The sequence below is a fragment of the Paraburkholderia sp. HP33-1 genome, from assembly GCF_021390595.1.
Lineage (GTDB): Bacteria > Pseudomonadota > Gammaproteobacteria > Burkholderiales > Burkholderiaceae > Paraburkholderia.
The window spans coordinates 1-18055 of the sequence record NZ_JAJEJR010000002.1 but is presented as its reverse complement, the minus strand read 5'-3'; the positions used below and the strand labels follow the sequence as shown (position 1 = coordinate 18055).

Annotated in this window: 17 protein-coding genes; 7 read left to right on the top strand and 10 right to left on the bottom strand. The window is 64.1% G+C overall.

Annotated features, from left to right (window positions below; translation table 11 throughout):
* From shc to L0U81_RS16090, 6 genes are all read right to left on the bottom strand, one after another.
* Positions 1-2085, bottom strand: coding sequence for a squalene--hopene cyclase (gene shc / locus L0U81_RS16115; protein WP_233804435.1), 2085 nt, complete (start codon positions 2083-2085; stop codon positions 1-3).
* Positions 2082-3350, bottom strand: coding sequence for a hydroxysqualene dehydroxylase HpnE (hpnE, locus tag L0U81_RS16110; RefSeq protein WP_233804433.1), 1269 nt, complete (start codon positions 3348-3350; stop codon positions 2082-2084). The genes shc and hpnE overlap by 4 nt, the downstream gene beginning before the upstream one ends.
* Positions 3351-3354: 4 nt before the next feature.
* Positions 3355-4203, bottom strand: a complete 849-nt coding sequence (hpnD, locus tag L0U81_RS16105; protein ID WP_233804431.1) for a presqualene diphosphate synthase HpnD — start codon at positions 4201-4203, stop codon at positions 3355-3357.
* A gap of 240 nt (positions 4204-4443) precedes the next feature.
* Complete coding sequence (locus L0U81_RS16100; RefSeq protein ID WP_233804429.1) at positions 4444-5394, bottom strand: sensor domain-containing diguanylate cyclase; 951 nt, start codon at positions 5392-5394, stop codon at positions 4444-4446.
* Positions 5391-6014: a chemotaxis protein CheC gene (locus L0U81_RS16095; protein ID WP_233804427.1), complete on the bottom strand. Its 624-nt coding sequence runs from the start codon at positions 6012-6014 to the stop codon at positions 5391-5393. Before L0U81_RS16095 ends, L0U81_RS16100 begins: the two co-directional genes overlap by 4 nt.
* Positions 6007-6372 (bottom strand): response regulator, encoded by a 366-nt coding sequence (locus L0U81_RS16090; RefSeq protein ID WP_233807766.1) that lies wholly within the window; start codon positions 6370-6372, stop codon positions 6007-6009. Before L0U81_RS16090 ends, L0U81_RS16095 begins: the two co-directional genes overlap by 8 nt.
* Before the next feature lie 540 nt (positions 6373-6912).
* On the opposite strand from L0U81_RS16090, the gene L0U81_RS16085 reads away from it, so the two are divergent.
* Positions 6913-9207, top strand: a complete 2295-nt coding sequence (locus L0U81_RS16085; RefSeq protein ID WP_233804425.1) for a hybrid sensor histidine kinase/response regulator — start codon at positions 6913-6915, stop codon at positions 9205-9207.
* A 243-nt stretch (positions 9208-9450) separates the two neighbouring features.
* Entirely contained in the window at positions 9451-10269 is an 819-nt protein-coding gene (locus L0U81_RS16080) for a hypothetical protein (RefSeq protein WP_233804424.1), read from the top strand.
* 45 nt (positions 10270-10314) lie between these two features.
* Here the strand turns inward: L0U81_RS16080 and L0U81_RS16075 are convergent, their stop codons facing one another.
* Positions 10315-10869: an NADPH-dependent FMN reductase gene (locus L0U81_RS16075; RefSeq protein WP_233804422.1), complete on the bottom strand. Its 555-nt coding sequence runs from the start codon at positions 10867-10869 to the stop codon at positions 10315-10317.
* A gap of 350 nt (positions 10870-11219) precedes the next feature.
* On the bottom strand, positions 11220-11354 hold the full coding sequence (locus L0U81_RS33530) for a hypothetical protein (RefSeq protein ID WP_267957000.1): 135 nt from the start codon (positions 11352-11354) through the stop codon (positions 11220-11222).
* Positions 11355-11794: 440 nt separating this feature from the next.
* Here L0U81_RS33530 and L0U81_RS16070 point away from each other — a divergent pair, with 440 nt between their 5' ends.
* From L0U81_RS16070 to L0U81_RS16060, 3 genes are all read left to right on the top strand, one after another.
* Positions 11795-12403, top strand: coding sequence for an RNA polymerase factor sigma-70 (locus L0U81_RS16070; protein WP_233804420.1), 609 nt, complete (start codon positions 11795-11797; stop codon positions 12401-12403).
* Positions 12384-12596 carry a zf-HC2 domain-containing protein gene (locus tag L0U81_RS16065; RefSeq protein ID WP_233804419.1) on the top strand — a complete coding sequence of 71 codons (213 nt, stop codon included), beginning with the start codon at positions 12384-12386 and terminating at the stop codon, positions 12594-12596. Before L0U81_RS16070 ends, L0U81_RS16065 begins: the two co-directional genes overlap by 20 nt.
* Before the next feature lie 193 nt (positions 12597-12789).
* A complete protein-coding gene (locus L0U81_RS16060) occupies positions 12790-13773 on the top strand; it encodes a sulfonate ABC transporter substrate-binding protein (RefSeq protein ID WP_233804417.1) in 984 nt (327 codons plus the stop codon).
* Between the two features lie 54 nt (positions 13774-13827).
* On the opposite strand, the gene arsC is transcribed toward L0U81_RS16060, so the two are convergent.
* The gene (gene arsC / locus L0U81_RS16055; RefSeq protein WP_233804416.1) at positions 13828-14187 is read right to left on the bottom strand and encodes an arsenate reductase (glutaredoxin); all 360 of its coding nucleotides are present in this window, start codon (positions 14185-14187) and stop codon (positions 13828-13830) included.
* A gap of 717 nt (positions 14188-14904) precedes the next feature.
* Here arsC and parA point away from each other — a divergent pair.
* The gene (gene parA, locus L0U81_RS16050; RefSeq protein ID WP_013092840.1) at positions 14905-15567 is read left to right on the top strand and encodes a ParA family partition ATPase; all 663 of its coding nucleotides are present in this window, start codon (positions 14905-14907) and stop codon (positions 15565-15567) included.
* Between the two features lie 24 nt (positions 15568-15591).
* Positions 15592-16647, top strand: a complete 1056-nt coding sequence (locus L0U81_RS16045) for a ParB/RepB/Spo0J family partition protein (RefSeq protein WP_233804414.1) — start codon at positions 15592-15594, stop codon at positions 16645-16647.
* 58 nt (positions 16648-16705) lie between these two features.
* Here L0U81_RS16045 and L0U81_RS16040 read toward each other — a convergent pair.
* A partial coding sequence (locus tag L0U81_RS16040) for a replication initiation protein (RefSeq protein ID WP_233804412.1) occupies positions 16706-18055 on the bottom strand: 1350 nt, incomplete at its 5' end.

The window sequence follows — 18055 nt, the reverse complement described above, 5'->3', positions numbered from 1 at the left end:
TCACATCCCGACCGTAACGCGCGTGAGCCCATTGCGCTTCAGATGACGGAAGCGTGCGAGCGCCCACAGCGGGAAGAACTTGCGATAGCCGTGGTAGCGCAGATAAAACACGCGCGGAAAGCCGGTCGCGCTAAAGCGCGTTTCGTCCCACAGCCCGTGCTCGCGCTGCTCAAGCTGCAGATAGTCGATACCGCGCGCCACCGCCTCGTGATTGACCTCGCCAGCCGCCATCAGCCCGAGCAGCGCCCACGCGGTCTGCGACGCGGTACTCGGCGCGCGCTCGTAGCCGCGATAGTCGAGCTTGTAGCTCTCGCCGCCCTCGCCCCAACCACCGTCGTCGTTCTGGATCGACACGAGCCATTGCACCGCGCGCCGCATGCGCGGGTCGTCGTGCGGCATGCCGGCCGCGTTCAGCGAGCACAGCGCGGTCCACGTGCCGTAGATGTAGTTCAGGCCCCAGCGGCCGTACCAGCTGCCGTCCGACTCCTGCTCCTGCAGCATGTAGTCCAGCGCGCGCCGCGCCGGCTCGCTGCTTTGCGGCAGCTCGCCGATCTGCGCGAACATCGACAGACAGCGGCCCGATACGTCCGCGGTCGGCGGATCGAGCAGCGCGCCGTGATCGGAGAACGGGATGTTGTTCAGGTAGTACTGCGTGTTTTCCGGCTCGAACGCGCCCCAGCCGCCGTCGCTGCTCTGCATGCCGACCACCCATTCGCGCGCGCGGGCAATCGCTTCGCGATCCACATCGGACTGCGTGAGCGCCGCCGAGCGATGCATCGCCATCGCGACCACCGCGGTATCGTCGACGTCCGGGTAGTGCGCGTTGTTGTACTGGAACGCCCAGCCGCCCGGCCGCACGTTCGGACGGCGCGAAATCCAGTCGCCGCGCACGTCGAGAATCTGCAGCGGACGCAGCCACGCGAGCCCGCGTTCGGCCGCCTGTTCGGCGCGCGCCTCGCCGGTTTCGAGCAAGGCGTGCGCGGCGAGCGACGTATCCCACACCGGCGACAGACACGGCTGGCAATACGCTTCGTCATCCTTGATGATGAGCAGCTTGTCGAGCGACTTGCGAGCGATCGCGCGATGCGGATGATCGGCCGGATAGCCGAGCACGTCGTACATCATCACCGAGTTGGCCATCGCCGGGAAAATCGCGCCGAGGCCGTCCTCGCCGTTCAGCCGTTCGTCGACGAACGCGACCGCCGCGCGGATCGCGCGTTCGCGCGTCGCCTTCGGCAAAAGGCCATCGACCGCGCGCAGCAACGTATCGACACAACGGAAGAAGCCGAACCAGCCCGCATGCTGATGCGGTGCGCGCTGGTTCATGCCGGTGTTCACCGGCGCGCCGCGGAACAGCTCGTCGATGCGCACCTTGCGCGGATTGCGCGCGAGCGGCCGCTTCGCGTTGAGCACGAGCAGCGGCACGATCACCGTACGCGCCCAGTACGACACCTTCGACAGATGGAACGGGAACCACATCGGCAGCAACATGATCTCGACCGGCATCATCGGCACCGCGCGCCATGACACCACGCCGAACAGCGCGAGCAGGATGCGCGTGAACACGTTCGCGTGTTCCGCGCCGCCGTGCGCGAGGATCGCCTCGCGCGCGCGCACCATGTGCTCGGCGTCGACCGGGTCGCCGATCATCTTCAGCGCGAAGTACGCCTTCACGCTCGCGCTGATGTCGAGCGCGCCATCGGTGAAAAGCGGCCAGCCGCCATTCGGCAACTGGATACGGCGCAGATAACGCGCGATCTTCTGTTCGAGTTCGAGGTTCGGCGTTTCGCCGAGATAGTGGACCAGCAGCACGTATTCGGCCGGAATCGTCGCGTCGGCTTCAAGTTCGTAGACCCAATGCCCGTCGGGCCGCTGCGCGGCGAGGATCGCGTCGGTCGCGCGCGTGATCGACGCGTCGAGCGCGCTCGGGGACGCGGCTTGCACGGGCGCCGGTGTAGCGGTGGCCGATGCCTCCTCCACGGCAGGCGCGTCGGCAACCACGCCAGCTTCGGCCGGGTTCAGCGCCGCGTCGGCGGCTTCGGGCAGCACCGCGTCGGGTGGCTGGGTCTGAGATAAGTCGTTCATCTGCGTTCCATCGGTTGATTCAATAGCGTATCCGCGGCCTTCTGGCCGGAGCGGATCGCGCCTTCGAGCATCGCGGGCAGGCCGGTGGCCGTCCAGTCGCCCGCGAGCAGCAAATTGTGCCAGCGAGTGCGCGTGCCCGGCCGCAGTGTCTCCTGCGCGGGCAGCGCGGCAAACGTCGCGCGCGGTTCCATCACCACCTGCCAGCGCGGCACCGGCGCGAGCGGCAGCTTGACCGCCCGCGCGACCTCGGCCCAGACGGTCGCCACGAGCGCGTCATGCGGCGTGTCGAGCAGCCGCTCGGCGACGTCGAGCGTCACCGACAGGCGGTCGTCGAACGCAAACAGCCATTCGGCCGTTCCGTTCAGCAGCGCGGTGACCTGCGGCAAGCCGAACGGCGGCTCGACCGCGAAGTGCACGTTGAGCGCGGCCGCGAAGCGTGTCGGTGCGCGCAGCCCCGGCACGAGCGCCGCTGCGGCGTCGGGCGGCAGTGCGAGAATCACCGCCTCGTTCGCGCCGAGCGCGATGCTGTCGTCGGCGAAATGCAGCGCCTGCACGCGCACCGGGTCTGCTGCAAACGTCATGTCGCGCAGACGCGAACCAAGCCGGATGGTCGCGCCGCCATGCTGCAGGAGCCGCAGCGCCGGATCGACGAACGCGCTGCCAAGACCGTTACGCGCGACGAGCGGCCGGCACGCGAGCCCGCCCGCGAGCAGCGTCTCGCGCACGAGCGCGCCAGTCAGCTCGGCCGACGCGTCGCGCGGATCCAGATTCAGCAGCGCATGCAGCAACGGCCGCAGCAGCCGGTCCCACAGCGGACCGTCGCAGCGCATCGTCTGCGCGACGCTTCGGCCCGGCTTCGCGAACAGCAGCGGCACGAGCGACAGGTAATCGGTCGGCCCCGTATTCGGCACGCGCGCGTGCGCATCGAAAATCCACCACGGCAAACGTCCCGGCGACAGACGGACGGTCCAACGCGACAGCGTGGCCAGATCGACGAACGGATACTCGGGCTGCGCGGGACCAACCAGTTCGTCGGCGGCGCCGATCGCGCGCGTGTAGTTCAGCGTCGCGGCATTGGCGGACAGCACGATGTGGTTGCCGCTGTCGAGCGTCGCGCCGAGCTTCGCATCGTAGTACGACCGGCAGCGCCCGCCCGCGTGATCCTGCGCTTCATGCAGCACGACCCGCGCGCCGCGCCGCTGCAACTGCACAGCGGCGGCGAGCCCGGCCACGCCCGCGCCGACCACGTGGACGAGCTTCGGCATCAGCTCAGAAAAGCGCGTAACGCGCGACGATCCAAAGCAGGCGCAGCTTCGGCTTGCTGACCTTCTCGCGCGGAACGTCGAAGCCACGCACGAGCGTGCGCTCGAGCAGCACGCGATAGACGCCCGACATGATGCGCGGCGCGCGCACCTGGCCGCGCGGCTCTCGATCCATGATCGCGTCGGACTCGGCGAAGTGCTGCTTCGCGCGCTCGGCGAGCGTCGCGCACACGCGCGGCAGCGTCGGATCGTCGGCAATCTGCCGCGGGTTCGCAGCCGCGATGCCTTCGCGCGCGAGCAGCTCGAGCGGTAGATAGCAGCGGTTGATACCGGCGTCTTCGTCGATATCGCGCAGGATGTTGGTGAGTTGCAGCGCGCGGCCGAGATGGTGCGCGAGCAGCCGGCCCGGCTCGTCGCGCATCCCGAATATCCTCACCGACAGACGGCCCGCCGCACTCGCGACGCGGTCGCAGTAGAGGTCGAGCGTGGCGTCGTCGGGCGCGCAGATGTCGGCGGCGGCGTCCATCGCCATGCCGTCGATCATCGCGTGAAAATCCTCGCGTTGCAGGTGAAACGTGTGAATGTGTCGCGTCAGCGCGCGCAGCGAGGCGCGCGGCTGACCGGCATAGCACGCGTCGATGTCGGCACGCCATTGCTCGAGCCCGGCCGCGCGTTCGGCACGCGGCAGGTCGCTGTCGGCGATGTCGTCGACGGCGCGGCAGAAGGCGTAGACCTGATACATCGCATCGCGCTGCTCCGCCGGCAGGATGCGCATGGCGAGATAGAACGAGCTGCCGGACGTGGCGGCAGCGGCGTCGATTTCAGTATCGTCCACGACAGGATTGGAAACAGCCAAGACGATCTCCGCTGGAGGCGCCCGCTGAAAGGCGTTCAAAGAAGTTTTTCAAGCCGACCCGCAGGGCAGTGGGCCCGCGCGCGCGGACACGCGCGAAACATCCGGCCAGGCAGCCGGAAACGGCGAAAAGTATAGCAATCTTTGCCGGTGACCGCAGATTGGCCGGCCAATAGGGGCCGGAAGCGATGGCCGTCGGACCGTGGCGCGGCGGGTTCGAACCGCGCCGCCTTCGCCGGCGAATCAGGTCCCCGCGAGCCGGAACGCGACCGCGCAGTTACGGCCCTGGCGCTTGGCGCGATACAGCGCCGCGTCGGCTTCGTTGATCAGCACGTCGTAGGCGGGCACGCCGTCACGCGCCGCCGCGCCGCCAAGGCTCGCCGTGACCGGCACGCTGGTGCCGATCAGTTCGACCGGCGTTTCCTCGATCACGCAACGAATTTTCTCCGCCACGAGCATCGCGTCGTCGAGCGGCGTGCACGGCAGCAGCAGCGCGAACTCCTCGCCGCCGAAGCGCCCGAACGTATCCTGCGCGCGGACAACGCCGTTGACACGCTGCGCCATCACGCGCAGCACCGTATCGCCGACGCCGTGACCGAACTGGTCGTTGATCTTCTTGAAGTGATCGAGGTCGAACAGCAGCATCGACATGTCACCGCCATAGCGCTGCCAGCGCGTGAATTCGTCGCGCAACCGCGCTTCGAAAAAGCGCCGGTTCGCGATGCCGGTCAGCCCGTCGCGATTCGCATACTCCTGCAGCTTCGCGACCGCCTCTTCGCGTTCGCGCTGCACGATGCTCACATGGGTGACGTCGGAAATGGTCACGCACACGGCGACCACTTCGCGTCCGCGCATCAGCGGCATGAAGGTGCAGTCCTGCTGCATGAAGTCGACCCCGCCGGTGATCGGCCGGTCGTGATCGAATTTGAACAGATACGGGCGCTGCTCCCACGAGCTGAACGCGAAGCTGCCGAGCTGGAACACGCTCTCGATCTTGCGCGACAGCCACACGCGCGGCAGTTCCGGAAAGTTCAGGAAGATCGAGCGGCCGACCACCTGCTCCGCCGACAGGCCGCTATGGTCCTGCATGAAGCGATTCCACATCAGCACGTTCAGGTCTCGGTCGAGCACGAAAATGCCGAAACCGACCCGCTCGACCACGAGGTCGCTCAAGGATTCAACGGGGACATTCATAAACTGGACAGCAGCGCGTCGAGCGCTTCATTCATATGGCGGATCGAGTCTTCGGCCATCAGCATCACCAGATGGGCGCGAAAGCTCTGATGTTCGAGCGCGAAATTCACTTCGACGAGCAGCGCCACCTGCCATTGCAGCACGCCGGGCTGAAACACTTCGTCGAGCGTCAGCGTCTCGCCGAGCAGGCCCGGCGCGGAAAACACGGGCGTGCGGCCGAGCTGGTCGAGGATCGACGACACACATGCGCCGGACAGCAGGTTCGCGACGTCGAGCATCAGCTCCCGCTCACCGATCGCCTCGTAGCTCGAGCGCGCGTACGGATCGTCGACGAGCGAGCACAGCTGCGTGATGCTGTCGCTGCGACAGATCACCAGCACCTCACCCTTGATGTCCGAGCGAAAGCCCTGACGCACCGCGCTGACCGTGTCGTCGATGCGGGTCATCTCGCGCAACGTGCGCGCAGCGTCGCTCACCGCGACCATCTTCACGCGCGGCACCGACAGCTCGATGAACGAATCGAGCAGTCGCGCGAGCCGCGTCGCGGCCTGGCCCATCGCGAGGTTGGCGATTTCCTGCAGCGCGTCGCGCTGGTCTTCGTTGAGGGCGGGCTCAGACATACAAGCCGTACTCCTTGAGGATGGGCAGGACCGCCTCGGGCGTCACCGGCTTTTCGATGAACGCGATCGCGCCGAGCTCACGCACGCGCTGCTGGGCAAGTGGCTGCACGTCGGCGGAAACGACGATCACGAAAGTATTGAGGTCCTCATGCTGCAGCGCTTCGAGAACCTGGTAGCCGGTCATGTCCGGCATCGTCAGATCGAGGAACATCACCGATGCCTTGCCCTCGCGATACAGCGTGAGCGCCTCGCACCCGTTCGCTGCGTAGGACACGTCGACGTCCCAGTCCGGCGGCAGTGCTCGGGTGAGCAGCTTGCGGGCGAGCAGGGAATCGTCGGCGATCACAATGGGCAGCATGGCAACGGCGGGTCGGTTGTTTGGGCAGGTGTCGGGTAAAGGAATCGGCTCTTTCATCCTGGCGTCATGCCGACCGCCGCGCCACCAGGTACAGTGGCGCCTATCGAATTGCAGTTGCCTTGGCGAGAGGGGTGCGAGTGCTGCAGGACGCCTTTGGCGGACCTTGACGATCCAGCCCACAGACGTGAAGGCGGCCCTTTTTATCGTGAAGAGGATTGTCGAAGCAAATTCGCATAAAGGCAACTCGCCAGAATTGCCATCGATAACGATCTGTTTCCGTGTCACGCTAATTTGAGAAATTATTCTCTCATCTGAGCGGACACTCTTTTATGTTTATACTTTTGTGTACGTTTGCGCTTCCCGATTCGTCGCTGTTTTAACGCCGCTTTTAAAGAACGGCCAGCACGGCGAATGCCCTTCCTCCACGCTTTGCGGCAAATTTTTCCGCGCTGCGTCTATGCTTGTTCTGAAGGCGGCATGGTGCCGGCAACGGCCCGATCCGGGGCTGCCAGTTTCGAACGACTTTTCCCATCAACGACAATGACTTCAGACCGGGTCGACTCCGCGCGCGCGGGCCGCCTTCCGCGTCGTCCTGCCCGCGAGCAGGACGACGCGTTGTTTCCCGCCGTGCCGGAACAGAATTTCCAGGTACGTCGCATCACGCTGATCGCGCTGCTGGTCGCGGCGATCGTGCTGCCGTTCGTCTACGTCGCAGCGATGGCATTTGCCGATTTGCGCTCGCGCGAGGCCGACGCGACCGATCTGACGCTGCGCACGGTGCGCGTCGCCGAAGAACATGCGTTGAAGGTGTTCGACATGAACGAGACGCTGAACTCGCGCATCGTCGATCTGACCGCGGGCCTCGACGACGACGGCATCCGCGCGCGCGAACACACGATTCACGACAAGCTGCGCACGATGGGCGGCGGCTATCCGCAGGTGGCCTCGGTGTCGATCTACGGTGAGGAGGGTGCGCTGCTCGCGAGCAGCCGCCTCTATCCGTCGCCGGCGATTTCGTCCGGTCAGCGCGACGACTTCGTCGGCATCCGCGCCGGCAACGAGCTCGAACACGTGTCGAAAGTGATAGCGGGGTACGTGACCGGCGAACAGGTGTTCAACATGGGCGTCGAGCGCCAGGCGCCGGATGGCTCGTTCGGGGGCGTCGTGTCGATTGCGCTGCGGCCAAGCTATTTCGACGCGTTCTATCGCGAGCTGCTCGGCAGCAGCGACAACACGCCGATCATCATGAGCCTCGTGCGCACCGACGGCGCGGTGCTCGCGCATTTCCCGCGTGGCCCGCACGAGCCGACCGCGCTGTCAGCCGATTCGCCGTTCGCCGAAGCGGTCAGACAGGGGCAGCGCTCGGGTGTCGTGCGGATGCAATCGAGCTTCGCCGGAGGCACCGTGATCGTCGCGTTCCGGCACGTCGGCTCGTATCCGGTCTACGTGCTGTGCGGCTATCGCACGTCGGCCATCTGGACCGGCTGGTACCAGCACCTGAGTGTTCTGATCCTGTCGATGTTCACGCCGTCGATCGCGCTGTGGTGCGTGATCTGGCTGTCGCTGCGCCGCCTCGGCGCCGAAGAGGAAGCGTGGGAGCGCTGGCAGGCCGAGGCGTCGATGCGCCGCTCGATCGAATCCGCATACCGCCAGTCGCGCAAGATGGAAGCGCTCGGCACGCTGGTCGGCAGCGTCGCGCACGACTTCAACAACCTGCTGATGATCCTGTCGGCCAATGTTCAGATCGTGCGGCGGCGCGGCGTTGGCGGGCTGGAGCGCGAACTGGCCGCGATGGAGCGCGCGTTGAAGAGCGGCCAGTCGCTGACGCGGCAGCTGCTCGGCGTCGCGCGCAAACAGCCGCTGCGCACCGAAACGCTGTCGCTCGAACGCTGGCTGCCGTCGTGCCGCGAGCTGCTGCGTGCGTCGCTCGGCGCGAAGGTGTCGCTCGTGATGGATAGCGGCGTCGAGACGTGGCCGGTGCGCGTCGACGTCGCCGAACTCGAACTCGCGCTCATCAACGTCGCGGTCAACGCGCGCGACGCGATGCCCAACGGCGGGCGCTTCACCGTGCGCGCGAGCAACGTCGTGTTCCGTCACGAGGATGGCTTTCCGCTGACCGGCGAATTCGTGCAACTGTCGCTCGAAGACACCGGCGGCGGCATGGCGCCCGAAGTGCTCGCGCGCGCATTCGAGCCGCTCTTCACGACCAAGCCCAAAGGCATGGGCACGGGGCTCGGGCTGCCGCAGGTGTTTGCGTTCTGCGAGAGCTCGGGCGGGCTCGCGGCGATCGACAGCGCGATCGGCGCGGGCACCTCGGTGCGGCTCTATCTGCCGCGCGCGTCGGCCGAGCCGCAGACGAGCGGACCGGCCGACGCGCTTGCACCCGAGTCCGGCGCGCCGCAGGGTCTGCGCGTGCTGCTCGTCGAGGACAACGAAGAAGTCGCCGCCGGCACCGAGGCGCTGCTGCAGATGATGGGTCACCAGGTCACCTGCGTGTTCAATGCCGACACGGCGCTGCGCGTGCTCGAGGACGCCTGCGCGAAGCGCGCGAGCACCGGCGAGCGGCTGCCGTTCGATCTGGTGCTGTCGGACATTCACATGCCCGGCAAGATGAACGGCATCGATCTGGCCGAAGCGGTGCTCGCGTTCGACACGCAGCTGCCGGTCATTCTCGTGACCGGCTATGCGGAGGAGCTCGACCGCGCCCGGCACGTGAACGTGCGCGTGCTGTCCAAGCCGTTCGATATCGGCCTGCTCGAAAAGCTGCTCGAAACGATCCAGCGCGACGTCGCGCAAGCGGGCACCGATGCGGCCACGCATCCGGCCGATACCTGAGATCGATCGCTCGGCGGCATCCAGGCGTCATTTACCAGACTTTGTAAAAAGCGCGGCGGCCACACGTCGCGCTTTTTGCGTTGCGAGCCCGCGTCATGCGCAGTACAACGGGCGTCGCGGCCGCGCATAGGGCGCAGCGCCGACGCGGTGGTGCGAGGGCATGAACGTTGCATGCCGAAACACGGGAAGGGGGACGGCGCCCCTCGCGCCGCCCGTTCCAGCAGGACATGCCGGGAGACAACCATGCAACATACCGTGATTGGTTTATTCGACACCTACATGCAGGCTGAAGCCGCCCGCGACACGCTTGTGCGTACCGGTTTTGCGCGCGAGAAGATCGATTTGCAGGCGAGCGCCGAACCGTCCGTCGGCTCGGCCACCAGCGAAGTCGCCAACGCGGGCGTGCTTGCCAATATCGAACGCTTTCTCGCCAGTCTGTTCTCGAGCGGCCCGCGCTCGTCGGACACCGCGCGCTTTGCAGAAGCAATGCGGCGCGGCGCGGTACTCGTGTGCGTTCACGCGGCGAGCGAATCGCACGCGGAGCTCGCGCGCAATACACTCGTGCGGCTCGGCGCAACCGATATCGGCGACCGCCCGCCAGAGCCGCACACGCCGGCCGGCCGCGACCGTGATCACTCGGTGCTCGACGAGCTGGGGATCGGCGCGGTGATGCCGGGTACGCCCCGCACGTCGAGCGTGACGACCGAGGCGGGCGCGAAGCCGGTGACCCAGCCGTCCGACATCGTCCCCGAAGGCGGGCAGCCGGGCACCGGTCCCGGCGCGCAGATGCCGAATGAATATCTGGAGTACGAAGAAGATTTCCGCACGCACCACGACGAGCAGCATGCGGCTGCGGATGTGCCCTACGAAGACTACGAGCCCGCCTATCGCTATGGCGCGGAGATCGGCCGCGACGCGCGCTTCCGCGATCGTCCGTGGGAAGAAATCGAGCCCGAAGCACGGCGCTACTGGGAAGCCACGTCGCCGGACACCACGTGGGAGCGCTTCAAGCTCGCGGTGCGTCATGGATGGGAGCGGGTGACCGGGCATCACCACGTGTAGGCGCGATGCGGGCGGTCCGATCGGCGTCAGCCGCGCCAGCTCCCGCTACACGGCCCCATGCCGCTTGACCCATTCGACGTAGCGGTCCATGAACGTCTGCAGGAACTTGCGCGTGCCGTCGTTGACGATCTCGCCTTTTTCGTTGATCACCGACGGATCGTGCTTGATGAAGACCTCGGGCTGCCCCATGGTCGCGACGTCGAGATAGGCGAGCACGTTGCGCAGATGCTGCTGCGCAAGCGCCGTGCCGGTTGCGCCGAGCGAGATACCGATCACCGCGCCGGCCTTGTTGGCCCAGGAGTTCGTGCCCCATGGCCGCGAGCCCCAGTCGAGCGCGTTTTTCAGCACGCCCGGGATCGAGCGGTTGTATTCGGGCGTCACGAACAGCAGGCCGTTCGCGGCTTGCACGCGCTCCTTGAGCTTTTTGCCGGCTTCGGGATAGTCGGCGTCGTACTCCTGGGAGTACAGCGGCAAGGAGCCGATATCGATGTATTCGAACGTGAAATCGGATGGAGCGAGGGAAATCACCGCCTTTGCCAGCTGGCGATTGAACGAGTCCCGCCGCAGGCTGCCGACGACCACTGCAATGTGATAAGGCATGGTTCGCTTCCTCGGGTTAGGCGCTCGACGCGCAATGGGTACGGACTGTCCATCATAGGTAAAAGTCGCGCGAGACGCCGAAGCCCTGGCGGATCGGGAGGGGTTCTTGTGACACCCTTCGGTGGATAACCTCGCGGGCCGAGAAGTTATCCACAAAATCACTGAATAACCTTGTGGATAAGTGGAACTTTCGCCTTGTCAATCAAGCATGCCTTCGGGCCTGGCGAATTTGAGGCAAGGCGACGCAATTGACATTCTGGACGGTGCCTCCATCCGCGTTGAATGCGAAAAGGGCGCCGTTGCCGGCGCCCTTTTCTCTTGCTGCTTTGCTGTGTATTCCGACGTGCCGATCAGTTGCCGAAAAATACGTTGCAGTACGACGCCGGGCCGTTGCAGGTCGAAGCCGGAGCGGCGGCGTGAGCGACACCCGAAGCAGCGGCGAACAGTGCGGCCGAAGCAATCAGGGCGGAGAAAATGCGTTTCATCGTATGGGTCCTCGTTAGCGTATGGTTGCGCGATCTGTTGCGATCGGTCGCGTGGAGAATAGCGAGCCGGCCCGCGCCCATAAACAGCGAAGATGAGAAGATATTTTTTCATAAATTGAAATAGTCGCCGTTGCCTGACCGCGCTGGATCGGTGGTCGATCGGCATGCTGTGACGGGGCAATGAGGCAGTTCATAGACCTTCTCGCGCACAAGCTTGAGCTTTCAAGTCTCGCAATAATTGAGTTCCACTGTCATAAGCCGCCGCGCCGCACGACCAAGCTCATTGGGTCATCGATTGCCGGAGGCATATGTTCAATACCGATTCGCTTAGGCAGGAACGTGAGGGAGAATGGCGCACGCATCCGCAGACTCTCCGAGGACGATCATCCGCTCATGAATCCCGACGTTTCTGGGCAACACCCGCATCGTCGGAGCACGCCGTGACGCAGCCACGCGGCGCCTCGTTTGACGATCCCATCTATCTCGCGCAATTGCGGCGCGACCTCGTGCGCTTCGCCCGTCTCCAATTGCGCGACGTCGCGGCCGCCGAGGACGCCGTGCAGGAAGCGTTGACCGCCGCGTGGACACAGGCCGGGCGCTTCGCCGCGCAGTCGGAGCACAAGACCTGGGTGTTCGGCATCCTGCGCCACAAGCTCGTCGACACGCTGCGCGCGCGACAGCGCACGGTCAATCTGTCGGCGCTCGAAGCCGAACTCGACGGCGAGTCGCTGCTCGATCGGGAGCTCTTCAAGGAGAACGGCCACTGGTCGCGCGAGACCAAACCGCGTCCGTGGCCGACGCCCGAAACCGCGTTGCGTCAGCAGCAGTTCTGGGCGCTGTTCGAGATGTGCCTCGAGCATCTGCCCGAGCACATTGGACGCGTGTTCATGATGCGCGAGTTTCTCGACCTCGACATCGCGGTGATCTGCGCCGAACTGCACATCAACGCGAATCATTGCAGCGTGCTGATCTATCGCGCGCGGCTGCGGCTGCGCACGTGCCTGAGCGAGAAAGGCCTATCCAGCGAGGATGCGAATGGGGAAGTGTAAGGACATCACGCGGCTGCTATCCGATGCGCTCGACCGGTCGCTGTCGACAGGCGAATGGCTCGCGATCCGGCTGCATCTGCCGACTTGCAGCGGATGCCGGAACTATCGAAAACAGATCCGCTTGCTGCGGGTCGCCGCGCATGTGGCGAGCGGAGTGGCGGACGTGGATGGAGCGGCGAAGAGCGACGAGTGACGCGTCGAGGCGGCGGTTTGACTGATCGATTGTAGCGGGAGGGGTCGGTCGGGCGTTGGGCAATGCTTCGTTACGCCAGCATGATTTGCTTATGCGAATTTATCGGTTCGTCCAGGTCGGCAGACGAATTATCGTCGAAGCCAATCGGACCATCTTCTGGCGTCCGTCATATTCTTTTTCGACGAGTATTCTCATGTCCCGTGATCCGCTGCTTACACGCCGCGCGTTTCTTGCCGGCGTAGGCGCAACGCTGGCCGCTGTCGCGTTGCCCGGTTTCTCCACCACCGCAGTTGCCGCCGATGAACATGCAAAAGAACTTCGCATCGGATATCAGAAAGCCGCGAGCACGCTGGTTTTGCTAAAAGCGCACGGCACGCTCGAAAAGCGGTTCGCGCCACTCGGCATTGCAGTCAAATGGACCGAGTTTCCGGCTGGGCCGCAATTGCTGGAAGGGCTCAACGTCGGAGCGATCGACTTTGGCTATGTTGGCGAAGCGCCGCCCGTGTTCGCGCAGGCCGCGGGGGCAAATTTCGTCTATACCGCGTATGAAATTCCGACTCCGCACGCCGAAGGCATCCTCGTGCATCCGGACGCGCCAATCAGGACATTGGCCGATCTGAGGGGAAAGAAAATTGCGCTGAACAAGGGCTCGGATGTGCACTGGTTTCTCGTCGCCGCGTTGCAGAAGAATGGCGTGAAGTTCAGCGAGGTCCAACCCGTGTACCTGCCGCCCGCCGATGCGCGCGCGGCCTTCGAGCGCGGTGCGGTCGATGCCTGGGCGATCTGGGATCCCTTCCTCGAAGCTGCGAAGCGGCAAACGAACGCGCGACTGCTTGCCGATGCCGACGGTATCGTGAGTCACCATCAGTTTTTTCTGAGCGCACGGCCATTCGCGCAACAGAACAGCGAAGTGCTCGCGATCGTGATCGATGAAGTCAGCAAGGAAGGGGAGTGGGTACGCGGCCATTACAGCGAGGCCGCCGCACAACTCGCGCCAATTCAGGGGCTTGATGCTAGCGTGATCGAATCAGGCCTGCGCCATTACGCGCATATCTACAAGCCCGTCGACGCGAACGTGCTTGCGGAACAACAGCGCATCGCGGATGCGTTTGCCGAACTGCACCTGATCCCGACGAATATCGTCGCGAGGGATGCTGCGCTGTCGGGCAAGGCCTAGCGCAGTACTTTGAGTTTGCCTTGCGCGTCTCGCTCTAGTTCGAGAGTCGCCCGGTCATGCGAACAGCGAGGCGACATTTTCCGGCGGGCGGCCGATGACTGCACGCCCGTCTCTGACGACGATCGGACGTTGCAGCAGTATCGGGTGCTTCGCCAATGCATCGTAGAGCTGGGAGTCCGTCAGCGCCGGATCGGCCAGATTGAGTTCTTTATATTCGGCTTCGGTGTCGCGGATCATTTCGCGGACAGCACAGCCAAGTTGCGCGTTGAGAGTCTTGAGCTCTGCGACGCTGAGCGGCTTCTTCAGATATTCGACGATTACCGTCGTTTCGTTTGCCAGGTTGTAGGTGCTCGCGACGAGTTCGCAAGCGGCGCGCGATTTGGAGCAGCGGGGGTTGTGATAGATGGTGATCATTGCTGGGTCAGGAAGTGTGCCGTTGAAGGCTGTCGTGGTGGTGATGCGGGTTGGGGAATTCTAGCGGGTGACGCGATGGCGTGGCGTCCGATGTCTGTACGGCACGCTCGTCGTTTGAACGATCGGTTGGGTGTGTCAGTTTATGCGCATAAACCGAGGTTGCTTTCGAGGCGAACCGGAATCGCTTGACGCTGGTGGACTGAGTTCTAGCGGCGGTTGTGATTCGCTCGCGCGGGGAAGACACAGACAAGCGCTCATGCGCAAGTCGGTTAGGCGCAGGCGGCACGCTTGCCGATCGCCGCCCGGCTTGACGAGCAGCGGGCGCGGACGAGTCCGTGGCGAATGCCCTCTCTGCGCCGGCTACGACGCGAACTTTATGCGCATAAAGTCGGGCCGCCTTGATCTCTCAGATGCGCTCACTCCTTTTTGACAGCGGATCAGCCGGAGATTCGCAAACAGTCGCTGGCGACTGAACACGCGGTCCGCGACCACGTCATACCTCTCCCTTCTACCGTTGACACGCAGCGATTAGCAACGGTTAAGCCCCGTTCCGCACTTCCTCGCGCGTCGCGCAGGACCATTGGTCCCCTCCGACGCCTCTTTATGCGCATAAACCCTTTGCCGAATGGCTAATTCAGAAATTCACTTACGTAAATCATTTGAAATAGCAATTCATCCAGGTAAAATCCATTTGCGTCTAAAAAGAGGAGGTGAAATTTGGCGGCAGAAATCATCGCGGTAACACAGCAGAAAGGCGGAGTCGGGAAGAGCACCATCGCGATGCATCTCGGCGCTGCATTTCACGAGAAAGGCAAACGCGTTCTCGTCGTCGACGCGGATGGCCAGAACACCCTGATTCATTGGGCCAGCGCTGCTTCCGACGGCGACATCGGCATTCCATTCGCAGTCGTCAACCTGTCAGAAGCAGGCAGCCAGATCCATCGCGAGATCAAGAAGTTCGTGGCTGACTACGACATCATCGTCGTCGACTGCCCTCCCTCCATCACCGAAAAAGTCTCCGGCGTTGTCCTGCTCGCAGCGAGCGTCGCGGTGATTCCAACGTCGTCGTCCCCAGCCGATTACTGGTCGAGCATCGGTCTCGTCAAGCTGGTGCAGCAAGCCCAGGTCATGAACGAAGACCTGCGCGCGGTGTTCCTGCTCAACAAGACTGAAGAGAAGCGGATGCTCACGCGCGAGCTGAAGCGCGCGCTGGAGGAACTCGGCTTCCCTCTACTCAAAACCCAGATTCCTACTCGAGAAGCCTACAAACAGGCGATGGCGTTAGGACAAACGGTGCTTCAGATGAACGATCGCGGCGCGAAGCTCGCCGCGCTCGAAGTACGGGCGTGCGCCAACGAGATCGCCGCCTTGCTCCCGTGAATTTATGCGCATAAAGGACCCTGAATGAAACCGTCCCAGTTCGCCAAAGGCTTTCAAGCACGTCCTGACACGACCAGCAGCGAAAAGCGCACGGCGCTTGACCGTCTCAATGCGATTGACGGTCTGGTCAGAAACGAAGCAAATACGGCCCCTATCGCCGCGCGTACGATTCAGGCCGTCGTGCCGTCGCGTCTGCAGGACGCCGAGATTCCTGATCCGGCCGACGAATCCGCAGCCTACCGCGCATGGCGGCTCGAGCATGGCTATCGTCCCGGCCAGGTCATCGAGCTGGCGCTCAAAACCATCAAGCCGAGCCCGTTCAATCCACGGTACTTCTATGTGAAGTCGTCGATTGCCGAGCTCGCCGTCAATCTCGCGAAGCAGGGCCAGCAGCAGGCGATTCACGTCATTCCCGACTATGACAACCCGGGCACCTACTTCGTCAGTGACGGCGGCCGACGAGTGCGTGCGCTGAAAGAAGCGAACAAGGAGTCGGTGAAAGCGATCGTCATCGATCTGCCGATCGGCATCCAGAGCTACAAGCTCGGCTACGACCTCAACGTGCAGCGCGATTCGCAGACGGTGTTCGATAACGCGGTCGTCTGGCGACGCTTTCTCGACGAGCGGCATTTCCAGAGCCAGAAGGAACTGGCCGAACATCTCGGGCTGGACGAATCGACGGTCGCGGTCGCGCTGTCCATCGCCAAGCTGCCGGAAGCCGTGATGCAGGAGATGGTCGCGCGACCCGACCGCTTCGGCTCGAACATGGCCTATCAGGTGGGCCGCTATCACACGGCTCGCGGCGCGGACGCGACGCTGCGGCTGATCAACCGGATTCTCTCCGACGATCTGAGCACACGCCAGGTCGCCGACATCGTCAAAGGCCGCGCGGGTGCGCAGGAAACCGCCAAACCGGCGGGCCGGCAGCGCTACGCGCAACGTCTGGAAATCAAGCTTGGCGGTGTATCGGTGGGTGACCTGAAGTCGTATGGGGACGACCGGCTCGAGTTGCGCCTCAAAGGTCTCACGCGCGAAAAGCGCGACGAAATCCTGCGACAGATTGAGAAGATGCTGAAGTAAGACGTGAGGGGCGGTGCGCGTGCGCCGCCCCTTTGATTTTAAAGACCGCCACCGATCGTCAGGCCGCGCGCGGGTTGTTCAGCGTAAAGGCGAGCAGATCACCATCGGTCGGTTCGCCCCAGGTCCTGCGCGCGAGCCAGTCGAAGAAAGCCGTTTCGACGATCTTCGAGTCGAGCCCGCGGCGCCGCCAGTCGTCGCGCATGTGCGTGCCGAGCCCCGGCAATTCCTCTTCCTCGAACGACAGCCGCGCAATATCGCGCTCCGACTCGCCCTGTTCGTTGTACAGCTCGTAGGCCTGCTTGCGACGGTAAGCCGAGTATTCGCCGAGCAGACGCGCCTTCAGATCATCGGCCGGCGCAGCTGCGGCCTTGCTGGCGCCACCACCCGATGGCAACGCCTCGACCGGCGGCGCATAACCCTTCTTCAACGCGTCCTTGAACAACGCCGGCGCGCTGCGCACCGGCGGCAGCGACGTGCTGCGCATGCGCTGCTCGGTCATCTGCAGCGCGGCGCGGATCCGGTTCTCCTCGCTGTCCGCGTAAAGCGTCTGCGCTTCCTTGAGCGGAATGCCGATCTTCACCATCCGGTCGACGAGCGTGCTGTCAAACACGTTCGGATGTTCGTCGAGCGCGAGCATCGGCTGCTTGCGCTCGGTCACGCGGAACTGGATTTCGGCGACGCGCCGACCCTCACGATGCTCGATCAGCTCGACAAAAATGTTCGTGACCGCGTTGACCTCGGCGATCGCCGGGCGCAGGTAATCGCGCTTGAAATACTTGTACTCGCGCTTCGCTTCGTCGCCGGCTTCGGTATCCGGCGTGCCTGACAGAATCGGCCGCCACCATTCCCAGGTCTCGCGCATCGTCAAATGGCTCGGGTTGGTCAGGTAGCGCACGCAGATCTCGTAGAGCGCGAGGCCCGCGCTGCTGCGCAACTGACTCTGGAACTGCAAACTGAGCCGCGCATACTGGACCGGATCGAGCAGCTTCTTCTTGATCTTCGGCGCAAACGAAAACTCGACCCAGACGCGGCGCGTGTTCGGATCTTCGAGAATTTCCGCGTCCGCGATCAGCGTCGATATACCCCATTTGCGGCCGGGCTTCTGACTCGACGTCCCGCTGCTCCATTCGACCTGCACCGACACCATGCGGCGCAGGTGCTCCTTGACGAGCGCGGTGTCGTTGGAATCGAATGCGGAATTGGCGACGATGTCGGACAGCAACGCCCGATACGTGTCGCCCGACTCATCGGCCTGCTGGGCCACCGCGAGCAACACGTTAAAAAGCTTACGCGTGAGCAGCGTGATCTTGCCGCTCTTGGGCTGGATCGCGATCGCCTCGACGGCTTTGCGCAGCTCAGCCGAGCTCTGGCTGACAACATCGGTCTTTTTCGCGCGCTTCGTGGCCAT